We start from the raw sequence: 24,520 nt of genomic DNA, 5'->3' as shown, positions 1-24,520 counted from the left end.
CGGCTCGTTGATGGATCATCGGGATTCAGGAGGGCAGATGGCCGACATGGCGCACGACCCCGTTCCCGACGCCGCCCCGCTGACCAGCCACGATCCGCGCTCGCTGGGCCCGTACCGGCTGCTCGGACGGCTCGGCAAGGGCGGCCAGGGCGTCGTCTACCTCGGCGTCGACGGCAGCGACCGCCGCGTCGCGGTCAAGACGATCAACGTCGACCTGCAGCACAACCCGAAGGCCAAGGCGCAGTTCGCCAAGGAGATCGCCGCCGCCCGGCGGGTCACCCCGTTCTGCACCGCGCAGATCCTCTTCGCCGAGATCGACACCGAGCTGCCGTACGTCGTCAGCGAGTACATCGCCGGACCGACGCTGCACAAGCAGGTCCGCGACCTCGGGCCGCTCGCCGACAACGCGCTCTACCGACTCGCCGTCGGCACCGCCACCGCACTCGCCGCGATCCACCAGGCCGGGATCGTGCACTGCGACTTCAAACCCGACAACGTCATCCTCGGCGGCGACGGCCCGCGCGTCATCGACTTCGGCATCGCCCGCGCGCTCGGCGCGGAGACCATGTCCGGGCACGTCATGGGCACCGTGCCGTACATGGCCCCGGAGCGCTTCCACAACATCGACGTCGGCCCGGCCTGCGACATCTTCGGGTGGGCCGCGACCATCGGGTTCGCCTCGTCCGGGCGCGGCCCGTTCGGGCACGACTCGATGGCCACCGTGATGGCCCGCGTGCTGTCGGAGCCGCCCGACCTGGACAACCTGTCCGGGACGCTGCGCGAGCTGGTCGTCGCGTGCCTGGCCAAGGACCAGCACGCCCGGCCGACCGCGCAGCAGCTCCTCATGCGCCTGCTCGGCCACGAGGCCGCCCCAGCCGCGCCGGTGCCGCTGGTCGAGGCGCTCCAGGAGGGCAGCGACGCGGCAACGGCCTTGCTCCAGCCGGGTCACGACTCCCCCACCGCCGCAGCGCCGACGCCGACGGTCGCCGCGCCGCAGCCGACCACGACGTCGACTCCGCCCACCGTCATCGCGGCACAGCCGTCCCCGCCGAGCGTCACCGCGCCGCGGCTGCCAACAGATCCGAGCGCGACGCCACCGCAGCCGCCGACGGTGCCGCAACCCCCGGCCACCAGGACCACGCCGCATCCCCCGGCCATCACACGGCCGGCTGGCGGGCACGGCCAGCCGCTCGTACGGCCCACGGGAGCACCCGGCCGGACGTCCCGGTCGCGGCGGCTGCTGCGGCAGGTCGGCGACCCGCTCGGCATCGCCACCGCGCTCGTCCTGGGCGCGGGCGGCTTCGCGGCCGGTTACGTGCCCTCCGCGCAGACCGGCACCGGCGCGGTCGTCGGCGGCGGCGTGTTCGTCGTCGTCTACCTGGTGCGCCTGTTCACCGCCGTCGCGCTCGACGACGGCACCACCGGCTCGTCCGAGCGCTGAACCGACCGCGACACAGGAGGAACGCCATGGCTTCGCGCCGGACCCAGAGGTGGCTGCCGGTCGCCTTCGCCGCGACCGTCGGCTTCGCCCTGATCGCGGGCTCCTACGTGTACGTGTCGGCCGTCGCCGGCGACCGCAGCGACTGCGTGGCGCTCGACGTCGTCTCCTCCACCGAGAAGAGCGACCTCGTCGAGGACCTGGCCGAGCGGTACAACGGCAGCAGGCGGCGCTTCGACGGCCGGTGCGCCGACGTCACCGTCACCGGCCTCACCTCCGGGCAGGCGATGGAGGCGCTGGCCGGTGACTGGGCCGCGCTGTCCGGCACCACCAGCCCCCGGCCGCAGGTGTGGCTGCCGACCTCGACGCTGTGGACCGGGCAGCTCCAGCTGCTCGACAAGGCCGCCGGACACCAGGTGCAGACCCCGGGCGAGTACGCGTCGATCGCCAACAGCCCGCTGGTCATCGCCATGCCCGCCACCAAGGCCCGGTTCCTGCAGCAACAGGGCGCGCTCGGCTGGGGCGACATCCTCGGCATGTCCGGCGAGAAGGGCTGGGCCGAGTTCGGCAAGCCCGAATGGAAGCGGTTCACCTTCGGCAAGGACAACCCGAACCTGTCCACCTCCGGCCTGGCGGCCACCATCGCGACCTACTATGCCGCGACGAACACCTCCAGCGACCTCACGGCCGCCGACGTGCGCGATCCGAAGGTGACCAGGTTCGTCCGCCAGATCGAGGCGAACGTCTCGCACTACAGCGACGACGTCGTCGATCTGCTGCGCGCGCTGGCCGCCGCCGACCTCGCCAAGGTGGACGGGGAGGCCGCCGGTTCCGATCTCAGCGCCGTCGTCACCCAGGAGGAGCTGGTCTACCTCTACAACACGGGCGCGCTGAGCAACGGCCGCAAGCCCCGCGAGCAGCTGGTCGCGCTGTATCCCAAAGAGGGCACCTTCAACCTCGACCACCCGTACGTGGTGCTGCCGCAGGCGAGCGACGCGCAGCGGGCCGGGGCCGCGGACTTCCTGGCGTTCCTGCAGGAGGCCCCGCAGCAGCGGGAGTTCGCCGCCATCGGGTTCCGCGACCACGAGCAGACCGCGTCCGATCAGCTGGTCCAGGTGGTCGGCGGCGCCAAGGCCCCGGGCACCTATTTCGAGCCGCCTTCGCCGGAGGTCGTGCAGGGCATCAAGGCCGGCTGGGAGACGCTGCGCAAGAAGGCCAACATCCTGATGGCGGTGGACGTGTCGGGGTCGATGACGGCGAACAAGGTCGGCACGCACACCCGGCTCGAGTACGCGATGGACGCCGCGAAGAACGGCATCAAGCTGCTCAACAGCGAGGACCGGGTCGGGCTGTGGGCGTTCTCCGCCAAGCAGGCTGGCTCGTCCCTGCCGTACCGCGCGCAGCTGCCGCTCGCGCGGCTGGACGACCGGCAGTTCGGCGCGAAGCTGGACGCGATGCGCTCCGGCGGCGGCACCGCCCTGTACACGACCATCCGGGCGGCGCACCGGCACATGCTGGAGAACTACGACCGCACCCGGATCAACGCGGTGGTGGTGCTGACCGACGGGGAGAACGAGTACCCGGAGGACAACGATCTGGCCAAGCTGCTGCGCGACATCGCGCTCGACCCGGACCGGCCGGTGAAGGTGTTCTGCATCGCCTTCGACAAGGGCTCCGACCTGCCGACTCTGGAGAAGATCGCGGCCGCCGCCGCGGGCAAGGCATTCGACGCCCAGGACCCGGCGAAGATCGACGAAGCTTTCGTGAAGCTGCTCAGCAGCTTCTGATCGCGCCGCGGGCCCGGACACTCGGTTCACTTCGTGCGCGAAAGGGGCTGGACCACGGCAACACCGTGGTCCAGCCCCTTTGCCTGTCGACCGGAGTCCGTGCGCTCGCCGTCAGGTGAGCGTCACCAGCGGGCGCCGGCCTGTTCCGGGTAGTGCGCCGGCGCAGCCGTCACCGGCAGCTCGTGCTGCTCGGCGAGGTCGGCCATGACGGCAGACGACTCGGCTGCGGCCTCGGCGACCAGGTCCGGGATGCGCTCGGCCGGCACCGCCGGCGAGAGCAGGTAGCCCTGCATCAGCGAGCAGCCCGCCGACCGCAGCTGCCGCCGGGTCTGCGCGTCCTCGATGCCCTCGGCGACGGTACGCAGACCCAGCGTGCCGGCCAGCGCGATGACCGACGACACGATCGCGCTGTCGTGCTGGTCGGAGGTCATGCCCGAGACGAACGACCGGTCGATCTTGATCTCGTCGAGCGGGATCATGCGCAGGTGCTGCAGGGAGGAGAAGCCGGTGCCGAAGTCGTCCAGCGCCAGGCCGACGCCGAGGTCGCGCAGGTGCGCGATGGTTCGCATGGCCCGGGCCGGGTCGGCCATCAGGGCGCTCTCGGTGATCTCGAGCTGCACCATGCGAGCCGGCACCCGGTGCTCGGCCAGCCGGTTGCGCAGCCGCTCGACGAGGTCGTCGCGGAACAGGTCCCGGATGCTGACGTTGATCGACGTACGCAGGTCGAGGCCGGCCGCCCGCCAGCGTCCGGCCTGGGCGACGGCATCGTCGATGATGCGGTCGGTGAGCTGGTGCATCACCGGCGTGTGCTCGACCACCGAGATCACCGTGGCGGGCGAGACGGGCCGGCCGGTCGGGTCGGTCCAGCGCAGCAGCGCCTCCACACCGACGATCCGGCCGCTGGCCAGGTCCGCCTGCGGCTGGTAGTGCACGGCGATGCGGTCGCGGTCCTCGGTCACGACGGCATGGCGGACCTGGTCCAGCAGGGCCAGGCGCTGCGGGTGCCGGTCGGTGCCGGGACGGTAGACGGCCACGCACACGTTGTCGCGCTTGGCCTCGTACATGGCGATGTCGGCGTGGCGCATCAGGGTGGCGAAGTCCTCGCCGTGCTGCGGGCTGACCGCGACGCCGACCGCGGCCGTGACCTCGACCTCCAGGCCGCTGAGCCGGACCGGGCCGTTGACGGCGGCGCTGATGCGCTGTGCCGCGAGCAGCGCCCGGTCGGTGTCGGCCTCGTCGAGCAGCACGCCGAACTCGTCCCCGCCGAGCCGGGCGACCAGCGCGCCGGCCGGCAGGCCGCCGCGCAGCCGCTCCGCGACGGCGGTGAGCAGCTGGTCACCGGTCTCGTGGCCCAGCGAGTCGTTGACGTACTTGAAGCCGTCGAGGTCGAGCAGGAGCAGGGTCGGGCCCTGTCCGCGACGCAGCGGCTCGGCCAGCGCCTCGGTGTACGCGGACTGCAGGCTGGCCCGGTTGCCCAGACCGGTGAGCGGGTCGGTGAGCGCGGCACGCTGGCGTTCGGTCGACAGGCGCGCCATGCGCTCGACCGCGTACAGCGGCATGATCACCAGGGGCACGAAGCCGAGGCTGACGTGGCCGGCGACCGCGAGCACGGGGCTCAGCATGGTCAGCGCGCCGAGGTGCACGACCGGGTCGCGCATGTTCATCAGGCGTTCGCGCAGGCCTTCCTGCGGCTGGGCGCGGCCGGCGGGCTGCGCGGCGCGCCGCTGGGTGACGACGATCGTCCAGCCGTAGACGAGTACGAAGACGAGGGCCGCGCCGGCCACGGCGAGGGTGTCGTTGACCAGGTCGGCCGCCGCCACCGAGTGGAACGGGTCGGGCTCGCCGACCAGCAGCACCAGGTATGCGGCGCCGAAGGCGACGGCGTAGCGGGCGGCGCTGAGCACCGCGTCACGCCAGGGTTGCCGGGCCCGGACCGCTATCACGGCCACGGCCAGCGCCTGGATCGCGATCGCCGGACCGAGTTCCCAGCACAGCAGGATCGCGAAGGTGAACACCAGGGACGGGCTGATCACCGCGCCGGTGGCCTTGCCGGCGGACGGCAGGTAGGTGACGGTCGCGGCGGCCAGCGCCAGGGTCGCCATCACCCAGAACGGGACCTTCTCCATGGCGAGCGGAATCTGCGCCAGGGTCAGGACGGCCAGCACGGCACCGGTCAACGTCAGCACGGCCGGCACCATCGCCGGTCGTCGAATCAGGGGCAGGCCACTTACAGCCAGTGGCGTCACATCGCCCTCCCAAGGCACCTCGCGGGCTGAGATCACACGAGCCGCCAGCCTAACCGACCAAAACGGGAAATCTGAGCAATCCCCGCTTTACTCAGATTTCCCCCACATCGCCGGCCCGTCGGGAATGCGGGCCCGACACCACTCCAGCAACAGGGGCGATCAGGCGCACCAGGAGTCAGCTGTCTTCGATCATCCGGTCGAGTCGGCGGACCAGCGCGGCGTGCTCGTCGGCGAGCCTCCGCACGCGCTCGGTGTCCCGCGAATCCAGGGTCCGGCGCAGCTCGGCGACGGCATCGAGCTCGCGCTCCCACCGCGACACCTGATCGGCGTCGGGCGCGGGTCTGCCCTCCTCCTGCTCGATGAGCACGGAGTAGCACACGATCGCGATACCCATGATGTCCAGGGCCGTCTGGTGGCTCACCGCCAGCCCTGCCGGCAGGGCACTCTCCGGCGCGTTGTGCGCCACCGACTCGGTCACCGACACCTCCATGTCGACCGGTGCGCCGCAAGATGATCGACCACCGTGCTGGACGATACGCCCTGCCCGCAGGGCCGCGACAGCAGCGCCGCGCCTAGGTGAACGAGATCATCCATCGCGCCGGCGCAGGCCGGAGCGGGTCGTCGAAACGCTCGCGGAAAGGTCGCGCCGCCCGAGTACGAGAACCCAGCGCGGACGGGTTCCCGGCAGGATCGCCGGACATCGATTGACATCACGATGATGGCCGCGTAGGTTGCCTCGGAAAGCGCTTTCCATTTCGTGCGACGTCCTTGCCGGACGCCGACGCCCCACAGAGTGGAGCCGACACATGCCCATCACCGACCTGTTCCGCCGCGCCCGCTGGCGGCCGGTGGCGACCGCCGCCGCCGGCCTGGCCCTGGCCACCGCGATGGCCACGCTGACCTTCACCGCCACTGCCGCGGCGGCCAACCTCTACGCCGACGACTTCGAGGACGGCAACTCGACCGGCTGGACCTCCTCCGGCGGGAGCTGGACCGTCGCCACGGACGGCAACAGGGTGCTGCGCCAGTCCGGCACCAGCGCGGACGCCCGCGCGCGAGCCGGGTCGTCGTCCTGGCGGGACTACACGGTCACCGCCCGGGTCAAGCCCACCGCCTTCAACGGGTCCAACCGGTTCACCGCCGTCATCGCCCGGGCCCAGTCGAACACCAGCTACTACTACCTGGCCCTGCGGTCCAATCACACCGTGGAGCTGAAGAAGCTGGTCGGCGGCTCGTCCACCACCCTGGCCACCGGTTCGGTCACCGTCACCGCCGGCGCCTGGTACACGCTGTCGCTGTCGGTGTCGGGGACCGCCCTGCGCGGCACGGTCAACGGCGCGACCGCGCTGACCGCCACCGACGCCCAATTCGCCACGGGCGGCATCGGCGTCGCGACCTTCTACGCCGCCGCGTCGTTCGACGACGTGACCGTGTCCGACAGTGCCGCGCCGTCGCCCAGCGCCTCCCCCACGTCCTCCCCCGTGCCGTCGAACAGCCCATCGGCCCCGCCGTCGGCCAGCCCGCCGCCGGTCGGCGCGATCGTGGTGGCCAAGGACGGCAGCGGCCACCACACCACGGTGCAGGCCGCCGTCGACGCCGTGCCCGCGAACAACACCAGCCGCGTCACCATCAGCATCAAGCCCGGCACCTACCGGGAGCTGGTGACCGTGCCCGCGAACAAGCCGTTCGTCTCGTTCGTCGGCACCACCGGCAACGCCGCCGACGTCGTCATCACGTACGACAACGCCAGCGGCACCCCCAAACCCGACGGCAGCGGCACATACGGCACCACGGGCAGCACCTCGGTGCTGCTGGAGGGCAACGACTTCACCGCCCGCGACCTCACCTTCTCGAACACGTTCGACGAGGCCGCCCACGACTACAGCGCCGAGCAGGCCGTCGCCGTGACGACCCGCGGCGACCGGCTGGTCTTCGACAACGTGCGGATCCTCGGCAACCAGGACACGCTCCAGCCCAGCTCCCCCAACGCGGCGACCGTCAGCCGGGCGTACTACCGGAACTGCTACGTCGAAGGCGACGTCGACTTCATCTTCGGCCGGGGCACGGCGGTCTTCGACCGCTGCGAAATCCGCTCGCTGAACCGCGGCTCGACCAGCAACAACGGGTACGTCACCGCGGCCTCGACCACGATCACCAACCCGTACGGCTACCTGTTCACCCGGTGCACGCTGACCGCGCCGTCCGACGTCGCCGCGCAGAGCGTCCACCTCGGACGGCCCTGGCACCCCAGCGGCGACGTCAACGCGATCGCGCAGGTGATCTTCCGCGACTCCGTGCTGGGCGCGCACGTCAAGGACGCCCCGTGGACGGACATGTCCGGCTTCTCCTGGCGGGACGCCCGGTTCTTCGAGTACCACAACACCGGGCCGGGCTCCACCGTCACCGCCGACCGGCCGCAGCTGCCCGACGCGGACGCGCCGCAGTTCACCGCACAGGCATACCTGGCCGGCGCCGACGGCTGGAACCCCGTCGGCTGAGATCCCAGACCCCCGATCACGCCTGCGGCGACGCGCGGTCGGCCCGGGGTGTGTGCCCGCCGGAGTTCCCGGCGGGCACACACCGTCAGACGAGCGGCCGGAGGAAGCCGTCGACGGCGGCACGGAACGCAGCCGGTTGCTCCAGCCAGGGGTGGTGCCCGCAGCGCTCGATCACGGCGAGTTCGCCCGCCGGGAAGAGCCCGGACAGCGCGCGGACCGGGGCCAGCCCGGCGCTGCAGTCCTGCGCCCCCGCGACGACCAGCACGGGCGCGGTGACCCCGGCCAGGCGCTGCGCGAGGTCCGCGGGCGGCTCGACGCTGAAATAGGCCCGGTTCGCCGCGAAGCTGTACAGCGCGGTCGCCGCGTGGGCCTGCTCCCGCTCGCCCCAGGCGGCGTAGCCGAGCGGGGCCACCAGCCGGTACCAGGCGTTGAACCCGGCGTCGTCGTGGCTGCCGGGTCCGGTGGCCCAGGCGGCGACGGCAGCGTCGAAGACCGGGTCGCCGCGCCGCGCGTCGATCAGCGCCGGGGTGTCGGACGGCTCGTCGACCAGATAGCCGGCGGGCGGAGTGACCAGCACCAGGCCGGCGAGCCGGTCGGGGAACCGCGCCGCGTAGCTGATCGCCAACCGGGTGCCTGCCGAATGGCCCAGCAGCAGCACACGGTCGAGGCCGAGATGGACGCGCAACTGCTCGACGTCCTCGGCCTGCCGCCAGAACGAGGCCGTCTCCACCGCCGCCGGCAACGGGGAATGCCCCACACCGCGCAGGTGGGGCACGATCAGCCGCTGGGCGTCGCCGAGTCCGGCCAGGTCGCCCAGGTATCGCGGGTGCATGGCCGCGCCACCGGCGAGCGCCACGACCGGTGGCCGGTCGGCGCCTGCGTGGTTCAGCTCGTCGTAGTGCAGCGTGGCTCCGTCGGAGCCGAAGTAGGTCGTCATAGGTGGTCTGCCTTTCGGGGATGCCTCACGGGCGCCCCGACGGCCACCTACGTCAGATGGACCGCACTGCCTTGAGGAGGGGGAGCACCCAGCCTGATGTCGCGTTGATGGGTCTCACCTCCTCGGTCGGTCGCGTGAGCGGTGACGTTACCAGACGATCATGCGGGGCCGTCGGCCGCTGCCAGCTCGGCCACGATGTCCAGGTGCCCGGCATGGCGGGCGTACTCCTGCAGCAGGTGGAACAGGACGCGCTCCAGGGTGGGCGGCTCGGCCCCCTCCCAGCGCTCGCCGGGGTGGCCGACCGCCGACAGGTCCGCGGCGAGGACGACTTCGCGGGTGTGCTCGCCTTGCGCCAGCAGCACCGCGACCAGTTCGGTCAGCGACTCGGACGGGTCCACATGCCAGCGGCCGTCGCGCGCGTCGCCCCACGGGTAGCCGACGTCGCGGCCCTCGAAGCCCCACACGATCCACCGCAGCTCGACGAACCGCAGATGTTTGAGCAGCTCCACCGGCGTCCAACCGGAGGCGAGCCGACTGCGGCGCTGATCGGTCTCGGACATCCGCTCGACGGTGGTGATGACGGTGGCCCGGTAGTAGTCGAGGTAGGCGGTGAAGACCTCGTTGCGGGAGCCGATCGGCGCGGTCGGGCTGGGCGGGGAGTCGGTCACCCGTCGAGTATGCCGTCCCCCGCCGCCGCTTTCCCGGGCTGCGGATCTCGACGCGCCGTCCGCGGGCGCGGAGCACCGGCGGCGCGAAGCGGGCCGTGGGCGGTGTGCCGGCGGTGAGACCGGCACACCGCCCGCGGACCAGCCGTCGTGCGGGACGCGGCCCGGCTCAGAAGACCGGGACGCCCTCGCGGACCAGGCGCCAGTTCTGCTGGAAGAAGTCGGCCGGGTCGATGGAGCCCTTGGCCTGCGCCCAGTCGATGAGCAGCTGGCGGATCTCCTGCTGCTCGTTGTAGACCTGGGTCTTGACGATGCCGGGGAAGCCGCCGCCGCCGCTGCGCCGGTAGTTGTTCACCGCCACCACGAACTGGTCGGTGTCGGCGACCGGGGTCGTCGTGCCGGCGTGATTGAGGACCGTGATGCGCTGGCCCACCGGCTTGCTGATGTCGATCTCGTAGTCGACGCCGGAGAACGTGTCGTAGTTGTAGTCCGGCACGGCCGGGTCGCTGATCGCGGCCGGGTCGACCGGCGCACCCGGGGCGAGCGTGCGGAAGTACTTGGCCGAGTACTCCAGGTAGGCCCGGACCTCGGCGCCGGTGAGCACCACGGCCTCGAGGGTGTTGTCGTAGATGTACAACCCGGCCAGGTCCTTGATCTTCACGTCGCCGGCCGGGAACAGCGCGGTGCGGCTGAACGGCGCGGCGATCGACAGCACGGGCAGGCCGGCCTGCGGGGTGCCGACCATGGCCGTGGCGACCGTGTCGGTCTGCACCTTGTTGATGAAGTCGAGGATGGGGGTGTCGACATAGCGGGACTGCTCCGCGGACAGCTCCACCACCGAGGTGGCGACCACCTGGTTGATGTAGGCCACGGTCTTGTCGTGCTGCGCCTTCACCGCGGCGACGACCTTCGGGTCCTCGACGACGGTGTTCGTGTTCAGCATGGTGGCGTGCTTGGCGGTGACCTTCCAGCGGCCGCGCTCGCGGCTGAGCGTGAAGTCCATCCGGGTCACCCGCTGGCCCCACTTGGACGGCTCGGTCAGCAGCACCAGCTCGCCGGTGGTGGAGTTGGCGACGAACTTCTCCACGACCTCGTTGTGCGCGTGGCCGAACAGGATCGCGTCGATGCCGGGCACCTGCTGCGCGATCAGCGCGGTCGGGTTCTCGTTGGGCAGCAGGTCGCCGTAGCTCGACACGCCGTTGTCGCCGCCGTGCGCCGAGATCAGCACGATGTCGGCGCCGTGGTCGCGCATGATCGGCACGTACTTCGCCGCGGTCGCGATCATGTCCTCGAAGCGGAGCTTGCCCTCGACGTTCGCCTTGTCCCAGATCGCGACACCGGGGTTGGTCAGGCCCAGGATGCCCACCCGCAGCGACGGCGCGCCGTGACCCAGCGAGACCTTCTTGATCACGTATGGGGTGAACGCCGGCTTGCCCGAGCGCGCCTTGACCGCGTTCGCGGCCAGCGCCGGGAAGCCGAGCTGGCGGATCCACAGGTCCAGCAGCGGCAGGCCGTAGTTGAACTCGTGGTTGCCCAGCGTGATGGCGTCGTAGTCGATGACGTTCATCGCGCGGGCCATCGGGTGCCGCTCGCCCGTCGACGTGATCGGCTCCTGCTTGGCGTAGAACGTCGCCAGCGGCGTGCCCTGGATCGTGTCGCCGGCGTCGAGGACCAGCGTGGCCTTGCCCTTGCGCTCGGCGCGGATCTGGTTGACCAGGGTGGCCACCTTCGCGACGCCGACGTCGTTGTGCGCGCTGTCGTCGTACTCCTTGTCCCGGTAGTAGTCCCAGTTGAAGACGTTGCCGTGGGTGTCCGAGGTGCCGAGGACCGTCAGGTCGTAGGTCTTCGGCTGCCCGTGCCCGGCCGCCTGGGCCGGAACGGCGGCGACCAGCGGTCCCGCGACGACGGCCGCGGCTGCGCCGGTGAGCAGCTGCCGCCGCGACGGCATACCGGAGGGGGAGGTCATGTCTCGCGCCTTTCCATGGGGGTCGCGCCCGGTGGGGCGCCGCCCCGCACCCTAACCAAACAGGTGAACCCATGCCACCCGATCGACCAAGACCGCTGGCCCGGTGCCTGCCGAGCCCCATGATCGCCGGAATTGCCTGGCAGGTGTGCGTATCTTGAACCCGCTTTCGCACATGTGCCCGGCAAGTCGAGTGACCTTGGCGCGCGGCAGGGCGCCCGCGGCGTTACCGTGCTGCGGTGGAACAGCGCATCAGCATCGTCACACTCGGGGTCGCCGATCTGGCTCGGGCCAAGGCCTTCTACGAGGGGCTGGGCTGGCAGGGCCAGGAGATCGAGCAGACCGTCTTCTTCCAGACCGGCGGCATCGCGGTGGTGCTCTGGGGGCGGGACAAGGTCGCCGCCGACGCCGGTGTCCCAGACCCGGGCGGGGACGGGTTCGGCGGCGTGTGCCTGGCCCACAACGTACGCAGCCGCGCCGAGGTGGACGAGATCATGGCCGTCGCGGCCAGGGCCGGGGCCACGGTGACCAAGGACGCCAGGGAGACCTTCTACGGCGGCTACGCCGGCTTCCTTGCCGACCCCGACGGCCACGTTTGGGAGATCGCGCACAATCCGGGCTTCACGCTGGCTCCCGACGGCTCGCTGATCCTGCCCGACTTCGGCAGCATGGCGGGCTGAGCCTGCGGCTTCGACCGTTGGGAAGGGCACCTTCTACAACGCATAGCGATGTGAAGGTGCCCTTCCTTGCACTCACTCGGCGTCAGAAGGCGATGAAGCCGTACAGGGCGAGGTGGTTGGACTTGGTGCCGCCAACGGTGTGGCCGATCGGCGAGGACTGCACCGTGCCTCGGATGAACAGGTAGTCGATCTTGCTGGAGCCGTTGGTCGCCTTCGTGCCGTAGCCGGTCATCCCGTGGCCGCTGAGCGTGCTCGCCGGGATGCCGGTGCGGTTGGCGTCGATGCCGACGATCCGGATCGTGGAGGCGTTCAGCAGGGTGGTGGCGTCGGCCCCGAGGTGGATGCCGGTGCCGCCGATGCCCTTGTCCCCGGCGCCCGCGCAGGCGTTCTGCCGGTTCTCCTGCGGCAGGTGCATGGTCGCCACGAACACGCTGGTGCCGGTCGCCTTGATGGTGAAGCGGGCAGCGATGGCGCTGGTGCGCTTCCACTTCCACTCGTTGGTGCTGCCGTCGTCGTTGTTCGGCGGCTTGTAGAGGGTGCATCCCGCACCGTTGTCGTAAGCCGTGCCCGGCTTGAGCCAGCCCGCGCTCCAGTACGCCGACACGTCGCCTGCGGCCAGGCTCAGCCGCTGCGTGTTGTAGACGATCCCGTTGGTCTGCTTCTTCTTCAGGTCGCCCAGGGACTGGTCGTCGCACCGGTGGGTGCTGCCCCACGGCTCCGGGTCGTCCCAGACCACGATCGCCCGGTACGTGCCCGCCGGGTAGCCGAACTTCGCCGACAGCTGGTCGGCGTAGGCGGAGGCCTGCCCGGTGCCGCGCACCTGCTGCACGATCAGGACGTCGGGCGCGACCACGCCGCTGGTGCCGGTCCGCCCGGCATCGTCGACCAGCATCGAGGTCAGGTGATCCGGGCCGGAGATCCGGGTGCACGAGCCGTCGGCGTTGTTGGTCACCAGGTTCTCTATGTTGTTGTTGTAAACCCGCAGCACCCGGTCCGCGACGGGTGCCGCCGCGGCGGGCGAAGCGGGAATCGGTGCGGCCGACGACGCGGCAGGGGTCGCCAGCCCGGCGGCGAGCAGCACCGCCGCCATCCCTGTGACCTGTGCGAACCTGCGATGACGAACCAGCATGGGGCTTCCTTCCCGCCTGTGGACAGCCGACCGGCTCACGATGGCGGTATTGCCTACATTCGCCCTACATCGGTGCTACAGGCGCGTGACCGGGACGAAAGTCACCGGTGACCCGGCTGCATCATGGCGACGATGTCCGGGGTGCCGGATAACCTGGTGGCCCGATGGGCATTCAGGGCACGGCGACGACCACGCGGGAGGCTGCATGACCGCGGGGTTGATCGGGCGTGCCCACCCGTCGGCGGTGCTGCGCGACGAGGTCACCCGCGCGATGGCCGGGCACGGCGGGCTGGTGCTGGTCGCCGGGGAGGCAGGCATCGGCAAGACGACGCTGCTCACCGCGGCGATGGCGCAGGCCCGCGCGGCCGGAGCGCTGGTGGTCGCCGGGACTTGCTGGGAGGGCGACAGCGCGCCCGGGTTCTGGCCGTGGACGCAGGTGCTGCGGGCGACCCGCCGCGGCGTCGGCGAGGACGGCTGGGCGGCGGCACGGCAGGCCGCCGGGCCGGGCCTGTCGGTGCTACTCGGCGAAGGCGGCCCCGACGAGGGCATCCTGCCGTCGCTGGACGGGGAGTTCCCGCTGTTCGACGCGGTCACCACCGCGTTCGTCACGCTGTCGCAGCGCCGCCCGCTCGTGGTCAGCCTGGACGACCTGCACTGGGCCGACGCCGCATCGCTGCGGCTGCTCCGGTTCGCGGCGCAGCACACCTGGTCGGAGCGAGTGCTGCTGCTCGGTGCGTACCGCGACGTCGAGGTGGAGTCGCCCGGGCACCCGTTGCGGGAGTCGATGCTGCCACTGTCGGTCAAGGCGACCACGGTCACGCTCACCGGCCTGGGCCGCGACGAGGTCGCCGAGCTGATCGCCCGCACCGCGGGGGCCGCGCCGGATCCTGCGCTGGCCGCCGAAGTGCATCGGCGCACCGGCGGCAACCCCTTCTTCGTGGAGCAGACGGCGCGGCTGTGGCACGCCGGCGGCGGCGTGATGGCGGTCGCGCCGGGGGTGCGTGACGCGCTGGACCGGCGGCTGGCCCTGCTCCCTGGCGACGTCACCGCGCTGCTGGCCGCCGCGGCCGTGCTCGGCCGGGAGTTCCCGCAGCAGGTGCTCGCGGCGACCGCCGCGACACCTTCCGCCGAGATGGACCGGCTGCTGGCGCAGGCCGAGGAGGCCCGGCTGGTCGCCGCGCTCGGCGCGGGGCGGTACGGCTTCACCCACGACCTGGTCCGTGAGGCACTGCACGACGGGCTCACCGAACCGGCCCGCCAGGAGCTGCACGCGGCCGTGGTGCGGGCGGCCGAGGCGTCGCCCGAGGTGGCGGGGCAGGTGCTGCCCGCGGATCTGGCCCGTCACGCATACCTGGCCGGTCCGCTGCTGGAGCCGGAGGTCGCGGTGGCGCGGCTGCTGGTGGCGGCCACGGACGCCGGCGACCGGCTGGCCACCGACGAGGCGATCGCCCACTACCGGCGCGCGCTGGAGCTGGTGCGCGAGCCCGTCCGGCGGGTGCGGGTGCTGATCGACCTGGGCCGGGGCGTGTACCACCTCGGCGACACGGCGGAGGGTTGGCGGCTCTTCGAGGAGGCCGCCAGGCTGGCCCGCACGACCGGCGACGGCGAACTGCTGGCCTGGGTGGCGCTGATCGTCCACCGGCACGGCCGCGACGGCGACCCGCACACCGAACTGCGGCAAGGACTGCTGCGCGACGCCTACCGGATCCTGGTCGGCGACGGCGCCGAGGCCGCGACACCGGCCCAGCTGGCGCAGAGCCTGGTCATGCGCACCGAGGTGCTGGCCCGCACCGGGCGCGACGACGAGGCGCTGATGTTCAGCCTCTGGGCGCGGCACGACATCAGCTGGGGGCCGGGCGGCGCGCGCGAGCGAGAAGCACTGACCGCCGAGATGGAGGAGGTGAGCCGCCGCTCGGCCGACACCGGCACCGAGGCGCTGGCCGCGTCGTTCCGCTGGGTGGCGCTGCTGGAGCTGGGCGACCCGGGCTACCTGGAGCAGGTGCGGGCGTTCGTGGCGGCGGCCGAGCGCGACGGCAGTCTGCGCCTGCGGATCTCCCTGCTGGTCGACCAGGCGATCATCGCCACCACGACGGGCCGGTTCGACGAGGCCGAGGCACTGCTGACGCAGCTGCGGGGCATCGAGGGCCACGGCCACGCCGACTTCGCGTTCATGCAGTACCACCTGGACTGGGCGCTGGCGATGCAGCGCGGTCGCTTCGACGAGGCGGGGCGGCTGCTGGCGCAGCTGGCGGCGCGGGATCACCCGTACCTGGCGCTGGTCCAGGCGATCACGGCAGTGGAGCAGGGGGACACGGCTGAGGCGCTACGGCTGGTCGCGGCGGCCGAGGCGCGCAGCGAGCACGACCCGTACCCGACCTCGGTCACCCGGTTGTGGCTGCGCCTGCGGGCGCAGCTGGCGGCCGCCACCGCTGATCCGGACCGGTGCGCCAAGGCGCGGGAGGCGCTGACGCCGTATCGCGGCGAGTGGGCGCTGTCGCTGTGGGGCTGCGACGTCAGCGGCCCGCTGGACTTCTGGCTGGCCGAGGTCGACGCGGCGACGCGGCGCTGGGACGACGCCGTCGCCGGATACACGGCCGCCGCCGAGTCGGCCGACCGGATGCGGGCCCGGCCCTGGGCGGTGCGGGCCCGTGCGCAGCTGGCCCGGGCCCTGACCGGCCGGGACGCGCCAGGCGACGCGCAGATCGCTGCCGTGCTCCGGGACCAGGTGTCCCGCGAAGCGGCCGAGCTGGGCATGGCACACCTGACCGCGACCGTCGCGGGACCATCCGAGGGCGCAGCTAGCGCGGCGACCGACGGCCGGGGCGGCACGGACCTCCGGCCTGCCGACACCGGCTGCGAATTCCGGCGAGAGGACGCCACCTGGCGGCTGCGGTACGCGGGCCGCACCGTGCACCTTCCCGACGCCAAGGGCCTACGCGACCTGCACGAGCTGCTCAGCCACCCCGGCACCGACATCTCAGCGGTGGAGCTGGCGGACCCGCCCGGTGGTGTGACGGCCGTCGCGGCCCGCCGGATGGGCGCCGACCCGGTGCTGGACGAGACCGCGAAAGCCCACTACCGGCAACGGCTTGCCCAGCTCGACGACGAACTCGACGACGCCGCGCGGCGCGATGACGCGGCCCGGCGGGCGGTGCTGGAGTCCGAACGCGAGGCGCTGCTCGCGCAGCTGCGGGCGGCCGCAGGGCTGGGTGGCCGCATGCGCAGGCTCGGCGACGACGGCGAGCGCGCCCGCAAGGCGGTCACCGCCCGCATCCGCGACACGCTGCGGCGGCTCGACGACCTGCATCCGGAACTGGCCGCGCACCTGCGGGCGAGCGTGTCGACCGGCAACGCCTGCGGCTACCACCCGGACACGGCGCCGCCCTGGCGGCTGTGAGAGCCGCCAGGGCGGATGACCGTCACCTGTGGTGCTGAACGCCGCCGGCGCGGCGGGCCGTCACTTGCGGTTGTACCGGTGCATGGTCAGCGCGCCGAACACGGCGGTGCACACCGCGCTCGCCACCAGCACCCAGGTGATCGCCCCGGCATCGGGCGCGCCGGCCATCACCGAGCGCACCGCGGCCACCAGGTGGGTGATCGGGTTGACGTCGACGAACGCCTGCAGCCAGCCGGGCATCGTGGTGGGCTGCACGAACACGTTGCTGAGGAAGGTCAGCGGGAAGAGCACCAGCATGCTGACGCCCATCACCGACTTCTCGCTGCGCAGGATGAGGCCCAGCCAGGTCCAGATCCAGGAGAACGCGAACGAGAACACCACCAGCAGGCCGATGCCGGCCAGTACGCCCAGCACCCCGCCGCCGGGCCGGAAGCCCAGCACCATGCCCACGCCCATGATCACGGTCGCGGCCAGCACGTAGCGCAGCACGTCGCCGAGGATCATGCCGACCAGCGCCGCCGGCCGCCACACCGCCAGGGTGCGGAAGCGGTCGAAGACGCCCTTCTCGATGTCGGTGTTGAGGCCGACCCCGGTGTACATCGTGATCATGACGACGCTGGTGACCATGATGCCGGGCAGCAGGTACTGCAGGTATTCGCGCGGCGAACCGGCCAGTGCGCCGCCGAACAGGTACGTGAACATCAGCGTCATGATGATCGGGAACATCGTGACGTCGAACAGCTGCTCGGGCACGTGCTTGATCTTCAGCATCGCGCGCCAGCCGAAGGTCAGCGACGCCGACAGCGGGCCGGGCCGTCTCGGCTTCTCACCGGGCGCGAGCACCGCGGCGATCGTCTCGGCCGACGGCGTGTAGGCGGTGCCTTCAGGAGCAATGGTGGTGGTGCTCATGCGTTCTCCTCGTTGCGCGCGGCCTTGTCGGTCAGGGCCAGGAACACCTCGTCGAGGCTGGGCTGGCCGAGGGAGAACTCGTCGACGACGATGCCCGCGCCGGCCAGTTCGGCCAGGGCCCGCGAGCCCGCCGCAGCGGCGTCCACGGCCGCGCCCGAGCCGCCCACCCGCGCGGTCAGCGCCACCGGGTCGGCCTCCTGATGCACCGTCGTGTCGAGCACCTTCGCCAGGATCCGCTCCGCCTCGGGCCGCTGGGCGGCGTCGCGCAGCCGCAGGTGCACCGTGCCGGCCCCGATCGAGGACTTGAGCTGCCCCGGGGTGCCCTCGGCGATGACCTTGCCCTCGTCGATGACCGCGATCCGGCCCGCGAGCTGGTCGGCTTCGTCCAGGTACTGCGTGGTCAGCAGCACGGTGGTGCCCTGCGCCACCACCGCCCGGATGATCTCCCACACCTGGTTGCGGCTGCGCGGGTCCAGACCCGTCGTCGGCTCGTCCAGGAACAGCAGGTCCGGGGTGTTCAGGATGCTGGCGGCGATGTCGATGCGCCGCCGCATGCCGCCGGAGTACTTCTTCACCTGCCGGTCGGCCGCGTCGGTCAACCCGAACGCGGCCAGCAGCTGCGCGGCGCGCTCGCGGGCGGCCGGTTTGCGGTAGCCGAGCAGCCTGCTCAGCAGGATCAGGTTCTCGGTGCCGGTCAGGTCCTCGTCGACGGACGCGTACTGGCCGGTCAGGCTGACCCGGGTGCGCACCGCGTCGGCCTCGGTGCGCAGGTCGTGCCCGAACACCCGGGCCTCTCCCCCGTCGGGTCGCAGCAGCGTGGCGAGCATGCGCACCGCCGTGGTCTTGCCCGCCCCGTTGGGCCCGAGCAGGCCGTACACCGTGCCGGCCGGGACCGCCAGGTCGAGCCCGTCCACCGCCCGGGTCTTGCCGAATGTCTTGACCAGCCCGGATGTCTCCACCGCCAGGCCGGTTCGGTTCACCGCCATCAGATTCCTCTCGTCCACCACGTCAGCGGCCGGATCGCACGGTGCACCGACCCCGCCACCCTGATGGCGCCAGACGCCCCGCCAGATCAGATCTGGCGGGGCGTGCGCGCCGCCACCCGGTCAACCGAGGACGTGCGGCGGGTGGAAACGGGTCAGCCGAACACGCGCAGTTCGTAGATGCGGGTGGCGATGTCGGCGTTCTGCGCGGGGGTGCCGATGTTGAGGCGGACGTAGCGGCCGGTGACGCCGACCGGGTGGGTGCTGGTGGCCGCGGTGTTGGCGGTGACGTTGACGGCCTGGGTCCAGGTGACGCCGTCGGCGGACACCGAGATGGTGAAGGCCCTGGTGTTCAGGGTCGCCGACTCGCCGCCCGCCTGGGCGTGGGCCACCTCGAACCGGTTGATCGCCCGGGTCGCGCCGAGGTCGACGCGGAGCCAGGCCCCGGACACGGCGGAGCAGAACTTGTCGGTGTTGCCGCCGTTCACGGTGCCGTTCACGGCCTTCTCCGGACCCTCGGCAGCCTGGCACGCGGTGGTGCCGGTGGCGGGGCGGCCCAGCGCCAGGTTGGTCCCCACACCGACGGGCGGGCTGACGGCGACGTTGTCGAACGCCGCCGCGGCGTTGAACACCCGCAGCCCGGTCGCGCCCGTCGGGTAGGTCGCGTCCGTGACGTTGATCTTCGGGGTGGCCAGGTCGTCGACGTACACCTTGAGCGAGGAGCCGAGCGCGGTCACCCGCAGCCGGTAGGTCGTGCCGACGGCGACGGTCATGGGTGTGGCCTGCAACTGGGTCCAGTTGTTGTTGACCCGGCCGAGCACGACGCGGCCCGCGGGACTGATGCCCGCGTAGTAGCCGGTGTAGCTGTCGGCGCCCGTGCCCGCGTTGGTGACCCGGAAGACGAGCCCGGCGTCACCACCGCCCGAGGTCACGGCCACGTCGGCGTCGTAGGTGAAGTCGCCGAAGTTGGTGTCCAGCAGCGCCTTGCCCCCCAGCGAGTTCGCCGCCGTGTAGCGGCCGCCCGTGGCGGACCAGGTGCCGCCGTAGGTGCGCCAGCCCAGCGCGTTGTTGTCGGCGAAGTTGTCGCGCACCCGCATCGTCACCGGGGCGATCGTGCCGTCGGCGTTGAAGACCATCCGGTCGTACGCGAGCTGCCGGTGGTTGCCGTCCGTCTCGCTGAGCGGGCGGCGGTGGTAGACGATGTACCAGGTGTCGGTGCCGGGAATGTTGACCACGGAGTTGTGCCCAGAGCCCCGCGCCACGGCCGCGTCCTGGGCGAGCACCTTGCCGAGCCGGGTGAACGGGCCGAGCGGCGAGTTCGCGATGGCGTACGCGACGGAGTAGTCGGGGCCGGTCCAGCCGCCTTCCGACCACATCAGGTAGTACCTGCCGTTGCGCTTGAACATCTGCGGGCCTTCGACGTAGCCCGCGGGCGTGATCTCCTTGTAGACCGTGCCGTCGGTGTGCGTGCCGAGGCTGATCATGTCGGCGTTGAGCTTGACCACGTTGGCGTGGCCCCAGCCGCCGTAGTACAGGTAGGCCTGGCCGTCGTCGTCGATGAAGACGTCCTGGTCGATGGGCTGCGCCCCGTTCTGGAACTGGGCGATCAGCGGGCGTCCCAGCGCGTCGATGTACGGGCCCTGGGGCTGGGTCGCCACTGCCACGCCGATGCCGCCGAGACTGGCGTTGTTCTGGATGTCGTTGGCCGCGAAGTAGAGGTAGTACTTCCCGTTGCGCTGGATCGGCGCGGGCGCCCACATCGCGTACGACGCCCAGGAGACGTTCGCCTTGGTCAGCACGTTGGCGTGCTTGGTCCAGTTGACGAGGTCGGTGGACGAGAAGGCGTCGAGGTAGGTCTGCTCGGCGTAGCTCTTCGAGGTGGTCGGGAACACCCAGTAGCGGTCGCCGTAGACGACGGTGTCGGGATCGGCGTACCAGCCGTCGGCGAACGGGTTGCCCGCCTCGCTGGTGGTGTAGTCGGGCGGCGCGGCCGGGGCTGCGGGCGCGCCGAGGACCATGCCTGCGAGGACGGCGAGCAGGGTGGTGGCGGCGATGCGGCGGGGACGGTTGCCCATCGGCTCTCCAATTCAGCGGATCGGGCCGGTTTCGTTCACGTTCAATCTCAAATCAACGAAACCGAACACACGGGAACGAGGAGTGGCCGCCGTACCACCGGCATCAATATACGTCGACACATCGCGATGCGGCGATGCGGCGTCCGTACCTGTTGCGCCGCAGGCGAACCGGCGATTACCCGATGCAGACGGCGGGGCGGCGCTCCGATCCTCGTTGGCACCACGCGTTTCGTCCCGACGAAGGGCTCCCCCATGCGTATCCGCCAACGCCTCATCGCCGTCGGCGCGGCCCTGGTCGCCGCCGCGGCGCTCGTGGTCGCCCCGTCCTCGCCTGCGCACGCGGCGACCAGCACGCCGGTGATCTTCGTGCACGGTTTCATCCGCAACTCGTCGAACTGGACGACCGCTCTTTCGGTCTTCCGGGCCGGCGGCTTCACCCGCCTCTACACCTACGACTACAACTGGGCCGGCTCCCCGGCGCCTGCCTGATCAACGTCTCGTGCATCGAGATGTACCCGGGCTCGCTGTTCCTGCTCGACCTCGCCGACCGCGACGAGACGCCCGGCACCGGCAAGTACCGCACCTGGTACTCGGCCTGCGACGGCATCATCATCCCGTACACCAGCACCCGGCTGGACGGCGCGACCAACACCAACGTGGCGTGCGAGACCCACCTCGGGTTCCTCACCAACACCAGCGTGCTGACCCAGATCCGCGGCTTCATCGCGGCCTGACCGGATGATCCGTCGCTCCCCACCGCCCGGGCGGGGAGCGCCGCCGTGCTCAGACCGACTCAAGTTCCCGGGACGCGTCCTCGCCGGAGGGGTCCTCGGACGCAGCCGGGCGCTTCTTCGGAAGGCCCGCCCTGATGGCGACGTAGTACAGCCAGCTGCCGATCATGACCATCGCGGCCGCGACAGGCAACTGGAACGGGCCGGGCAGGTACATCGCCAGGAACCAGGACTTCACGTCCACGCCGACCAGCAGGAAGACCAGCGGCACGAGACCCTGCGGGAACAGCGCGATCGAGCCCAGCGTCCAGCCGATCAGCGAGGTCCGGACGGCCTGCTTGGGCACCTCGATCCGGACCACCGGCTTGCTGCTGCGGCCGGTGCGCATCAGGAGGAGCAGCTCCGGCCCGCGCGCCCGCAGCCGTCCGATCGCAACGCGGCCGAGCCCCCACGCCAGCAGTGCACCGGTGGCCACGCCGACGGGAACACCTGCCCACAGCAGGAGAGCGTTGTCGTACACCGAGCCGAGGGCGAGCACGCTCGCCGCCGGGACGGCCGCCGGCAGCACGCCCCAGAACATGGCGTTGGCCTGGCCGGTCGTGTCCCCGTGTTCGAGGGGGTTGTCGGGGCGCTTGTGGGCGTCGGGACCCGGCGCGAGCGCGACCACGGACAGCAGCGCGGCCAGCCCTGCCCCGCCACCGAGCAGCGCCGGGACCAGGGCGAGCACCCAGGGCCACGCCCAGGCCAGCCCGCTCCACGCCGTGCACACCACCGCGACCGCGACCGTGACCGGCCCGAAGACCAGCAGGTACGCCAGCTGGCGGCCGCGCACGTCGGCCCGCTCGCTGCCGGTGAGCAGGGTCAGCCACAGCGCGGTGCCGTCCTGCCCGTACAGGTTGACCGCGGACGCGCCCGCCATCACCGCCAGTGCCGGTGCGGCCCACGGCAGCAGCAGCTTCTCCCCGAAGGTCAGCGGCAGCAGGGTCGTGCCGAGCGCCCAGGCGAGCGGCACGAACACCGTCTGCGTCCGCAGCGGGTCACGCCACCAGGTGCGAAGTTCCTTGCGCAGCACGGTCCCGGTGCGCCCGGCGAACAGGCCACGCCCGGCCGCGGCGAGCGCGCGCGAGCCGCGGATGGTCACCCGGGCCCGGCGCGGCGTGCCGAGGCTGCGGCTCCAGGCGAGCAGCAGCAGCACGATCAGCAGGGCCAGCCCGGCCAACGCGCCCAGCGCCCACCACCACCGCCCCTGAGCGGCCGACTCGACGGCGACCAGGCCCCAGCCGGACGGCACGGCTCGCACCGTGCCGGCGAAGCCCGGCCCGAAGCCGGTGGTGAGCACGCCGGAGACCTGGATCGCGACGACGACCATCCAGCCGGACTGGGCGAGCACCATCATCCCGGCCACGAGCACGCCGGTGAACGCCGCACCCGTCCGCGACTTGGCCACCACCCCGAACGCGACCGCCGCGACTCGGGACAGCAACACCACGAACACGAGCTGCAGCACGACCGCCGGGACCGAGACGAGCGCCGACGCCGGGCCGAGCCGGGCGGCGTACACGAGCAGGCTCAGGAACGCCAGCAGGGTCACCGCGGCGGTGACGCCGACGAAGGCCGCGCCGAGCAGCCCGACGGCGAGCCGCCGGCGCGGCACGGACAGCAGGCCGAAGTGATCGGCGCGCAGCGGCGTCGAGCCGCCCCAGGCCGGTCCGACCACCCAGCCCAGCGTCCACATCAGGTAGACGGCGGCGAGCAGGTCGGCGGCCACGGTTGGGTGGGCGGTCCGCACCAGGCTGAGCCAGATCGTGCCGGCCGCGAGCCCGAGCCCGAGCACGCCGCCGACGACCATCAGCGCGGCCTTGCCGCCGGTCATGGAGTGGCGCAGGATCGCCACCTTCATCCGGATCAGGATGCGGGCCTCGGTCGGCAGCGCGCTCAGGACGCCAGCCACGACAGGCCCTCCCGATCGCCGACGTCGACGCCGACCAGCCGGACGAACGCCTCCTCCAGCGTGCCGTCGCCGCGTACGGCGTCGAGCGGGCCGGCGGCCACGACCCTGCCCTTGGCCATCACCGCGACGGTGTCGCACAGCTGCTCGACCAGTGCCATGACGTGGCTGGACAGGATCACCGACCCGCCCGCGGCGACGAACCGGACCAGGATCGACTTGAGCGCGGCCGCCGAGACCGGGTCGACCGCCTCGAACGGCTCGTCCAGCACCAGCAGCCGGGGACCGTGCAGCAGCGCGGTGGCCAGGCCGATCTTCTTGCGCATGCCGGTGGAGTAGTCGACCACGAGGGTGCGTTCGGCGTCGTTGAGCTCCATGACGTCGAGCAGCTCCTGGACCCGCTCAGTCAGCACGTCGTCGGGGATGCCGCGCAGCTGGCCGAGGAACGTCAGCAGCTCCCGGCCGGTGAGGCGTTCGGGCATGGCGAGCCCGTCGGGCAGGACTCCCATGAGCGCCTTCGCCCGGTCCGGGTCCGCCCAGACGTCGACGCCGAGGACCTGCGACCTGCCGCCGTCGGGTCGCAGCAGGCCGACCGCCATCGACAGCGCCGTCGTCTTGCCCGCGCCGTTGGGCCCGACCAGGCCGAAGAACGACCCCTGGGGCACGGCCAGGTCGACGTGGTCGACGGCGACGGTGTCGCCGAACGCCTTGTGCAGGGCGGTCAGCCGCAGCGCCGCCACCGGTTCCGCGTCACGCGGCCGCATCGCCTCCACCGTCACTCCCCCGGCTGGCGCTGACCCGGGACCGGGCCGCGTTCCGGGCCGGACCACTCCATGGTGAGGGTGAGGTGGCCTTCGCTGGCGGCCTTGGCGATGACCACACCGGACTCGGCTGTGATCTTGATGCCGATCTCGACGGTGAACTTGTCCGGCCGCCGTGGCAGCGAGCTGACCTGGTCGGTCACCGTCTGGATGACCGGGCGCAGCCGGCTCATCATGGTCTGGAAGCTGTCCCGCGCGGTGGTGATGTGGTCGCCCACCCCGGCCTCGACCAGCTCGTCGCGCTCGCCGTCGCTCGGCTCGACCAGCAGCCGGGTGCCGTCCTCCAGGGTCACTTCGATCAGCGGTTGCATGC

19 protein-coding genes are annotated in these 24,520 nt (G+C 71.8%); 7 read left to right on the top strand and 12 right to left on the bottom strand.

What is annotated here, in order from left to right; all coding sequences use genetic code 11:
* The first annotated feature begins 37 nt into the window (after positions 1 to 37).
* Both F9C41_RS02210 and F9C41_RS02205 read left to right on the top strand, forming a co-directional pair.
* The gene (locus F9C41_RS02210; RefSeq protein WP_196279590.1) at positions 38 to 1,441 is read left to right on the top strand and encodes a serine/threonine-protein kinase; all 1,404 of its coding nucleotides are present in this window, start codon (positions 38 to 40) and stop codon (positions 1,439 to 1,441) included.
* Positions 1,442 to 1,467: 26 nt separating this feature from the next.
* Complete coding sequence (locus F9C41_RS02205; protein WP_155384870.1) at positions 1,468 to 3,225, top strand: extracellular solute-binding protein; 1,758 nt, start codon at positions 1,468 to 1,470, stop codon at positions 3,223 to 3,225.
* Positions 3,226 to 3,347: 122 nt separating this feature from the next.
* Here the strand turns inward: F9C41_RS02205 and F9C41_RS02200 are convergent, their stop codons facing one another.
* Positions 3,348 to 5,411 carry a putative bifunctional diguanylate cyclase/phosphodiesterase gene (locus F9C41_RS02200; protein ID WP_155384869.1) on the bottom strand — a complete coding sequence of 688 codons (2,064 nt, stop codon included), beginning with the start codon at positions 5,409 to 5,411 and terminating at the stop codon, positions 3,348 to 3,350.
* Positions 5,412 to 5,646: 235 nt separating this feature from the next.
* Complete coding sequence (locus tag F9C41_RS02195; RefSeq protein ID WP_155384868.1) at positions 5,647 to 5,949, bottom strand: hypothetical protein; 303 nt, start codon at positions 5,947 to 5,949, stop codon at positions 5,647 to 5,649.
* Positions 5,950 to 6,277: 328 nt separating this feature from the next.
* Between F9C41_RS02195 and F9C41_RS02190 the strand changes: the two genes are divergently transcribed.
* On the top strand, positions 6,278 to 7,969 hold the full coding sequence (locus F9C41_RS02190; protein ID WP_155384867.1) for a pectinesterase family protein: 1,692 nt from the start codon (positions 6,278 to 6,280) through the stop codon (positions 7,967 to 7,969).
* An 85-nt stretch (positions 7,970 to 8,054) separates the two neighbouring features.
* On the opposite strand, the gene F9C41_RS02185 is transcribed toward F9C41_RS02190, so the two are convergent.
* From F9C41_RS02185 to F9C41_RS02175, 3 genes are all read right to left on the bottom strand, one after another.
* On the bottom strand, positions 8,055 to 8,906 hold the full coding sequence (locus tag F9C41_RS02185; RefSeq protein WP_155384866.1) for an alpha/beta fold hydrolase: 852 nt from the start codon (positions 8,904 to 8,906) through the stop codon (positions 8,055 to 8,057).
* A gap of 158 nt (positions 8,907 to 9,064) precedes the next feature.
* Positions 9,065 to 9,574: a mycothiol transferase gene (locus F9C41_RS02180; protein ID WP_155384865.1), complete on the bottom strand. Its 510-nt coding sequence runs from the start codon at positions 9,572 to 9,574 to the stop codon at positions 9,065 to 9,067.
* A gap of 166 nt (positions 9,575 to 9,740) precedes the next feature.
* Positions 9,741 to 11,537, bottom strand: a complete 1,797-nt coding sequence (locus F9C41_RS02175) for a bifunctional metallophosphatase/5'-nucleotidase (RefSeq protein WP_155384864.1) — start codon at positions 11,535 to 11,537, stop codon at positions 9,741 to 9,743.
* 236 nt (positions 11,538 to 11,773) lie between these two features.
* On the opposite strand from F9C41_RS02175, the gene F9C41_RS02170 reads away from it, so the two are divergent.
* On the top strand, positions 11,774 to 12,214 hold the full coding sequence (locus F9C41_RS02170; RefSeq protein WP_155384863.1) for a VOC family protein: 441 nt from the start codon (positions 11,774 to 11,776) through the stop codon (positions 12,212 to 12,214).
* An 82-nt stretch (positions 12,215 to 12,296) separates the two neighbouring features.
* Here F9C41_RS02170 and F9C41_RS02165 read toward each other — a convergent pair whose 3' ends face one another.
* A complete protein-coding gene (locus F9C41_RS02165; RefSeq protein WP_155384862.1) occupies positions 12,297 to 13,343 on the bottom strand; it encodes a hypothetical protein in 1,047 nt (348 codons plus the stop codon).
* A gap of 205 nt (positions 13,344 to 13,548) precedes the next feature.
* On the opposite strand from F9C41_RS02165, the gene F9C41_RS02160 reads away from it, so the two are divergent.
* Complete coding sequence (locus F9C41_RS02160; protein WP_155384861.1) at positions 13,549 to 16,740, top strand: ATP-binding protein; 3,192 nt, start codon at positions 13,549 to 13,551, stop codon at positions 16,738 to 16,740.
* Positions 16,741 to 16,800: 60 nt separating this feature from the next.
* On the opposite strand, the gene F9C41_RS02155 is transcribed toward F9C41_RS02160, so the two are convergent.
* The 3 genes from F9C41_RS02155 to F9C41_RS02145 form a co-directional block, all read right to left on the bottom strand.
* A complete protein-coding gene (locus F9C41_RS02155; RefSeq protein WP_155384860.1) occupies positions 16,801 to 17,649 on the bottom strand; it encodes an ABC transporter permease in 849 nt (282 codons plus the stop codon).
* On the bottom strand, positions 17,646 to 18,635 hold the full coding sequence (locus F9C41_RS02150; protein ID WP_155384859.1) for an ATP-binding cassette domain-containing protein: 990 nt from the start codon (positions 18,633 to 18,635) through the stop codon (positions 17,646 to 17,648). The genes F9C41_RS02155 and F9C41_RS02150 overlap by 4 nt, the downstream gene beginning before the upstream one ends.
* A gap of 152 nt (positions 18,636 to 18,787) precedes the next feature.
* Complete coding sequence (locus F9C41_RS02145; RefSeq protein ID WP_196279589.1) at positions 18,788 to 20,707, bottom strand: family 43 glycosylhydrolase; 1,920 nt, start codon at positions 20,705 to 20,707, stop codon at positions 18,788 to 18,790.
* A gap of 252 nt (positions 20,708 to 20,959) precedes the next feature.
* On the opposite strand from F9C41_RS02145, the gene F9C41_RS41050 reads away from it, so the two are divergent.
* A complete protein-coding gene (locus tag F9C41_RS41050; RefSeq protein ID WP_230689222.1) occupies positions 20,960 to 21,196 on the top strand; it encodes a lipase family protein in 237 nt (78 codons plus the stop codon).
* 20 nt (positions 21,197 to 21,216) lie between these two features.
* Positions 21,217 to 21,441, top strand: a complete 225-nt coding sequence (locus F9C41_RS41045) for a hypothetical protein (protein ID WP_230689221.1) — start codon at positions 21,217 to 21,219, stop codon at positions 21,439 to 21,441.
* Between the two features lie 49 nt (positions 21,442 to 21,490).
* On the opposite strand, the gene F9C41_RS02135 is transcribed toward F9C41_RS41045, so the two are convergent.
* From F9C41_RS02135 to F9C41_RS02125, 3 genes are read right to left on the bottom strand one after another with little or no spacing between them, the layout of a single operon-like run.
* Positions 21,491 to 23,389 carry a hypothetical protein gene (locus F9C41_RS02135; RefSeq protein ID WP_155384858.1) on the bottom strand — a complete coding sequence of 633 codons (1,899 nt, stop codon included), beginning with the start codon at positions 23,387 to 23,389 and terminating at the stop codon, positions 21,491 to 21,493.
* A complete protein-coding gene (locus tag F9C41_RS02130; RefSeq protein ID WP_155384857.1) occupies positions 23,374 to 24,150 on the bottom strand; it encodes an ABC transporter ATP-binding protein in 777 nt (258 codons plus the stop codon). Before F9C41_RS02130 ends, F9C41_RS02135 begins: the two co-directional genes overlap by 16 nt.
* 11 nt (positions 24,151 to 24,161) lie before the next feature.
* Positions 24,162 to 24,518 (bottom strand): CU044_2847 family protein, encoded by a 357-nt coding sequence (locus F9C41_RS02125; RefSeq protein ID WP_155384856.1) that lies wholly within the window; start codon positions 24,516 to 24,518, stop codon positions 24,162 to 24,164.
* Between the last annotated feature and the right edge of the window lie 2 nt (positions 24,519 to 24,520).

The sequence above is a fragment of the Catellatospora paridis genome (assembly GCF_009720365.1).
GTDB lineage: Bacteria > Actinomycetota > Actinomycetes > Mycobacteriales > Micromonosporaceae > Catellatospora > Catellatospora paridis.
This window is presented reverse-complemented; position numbering and strand designations above follow the sequence as displayed.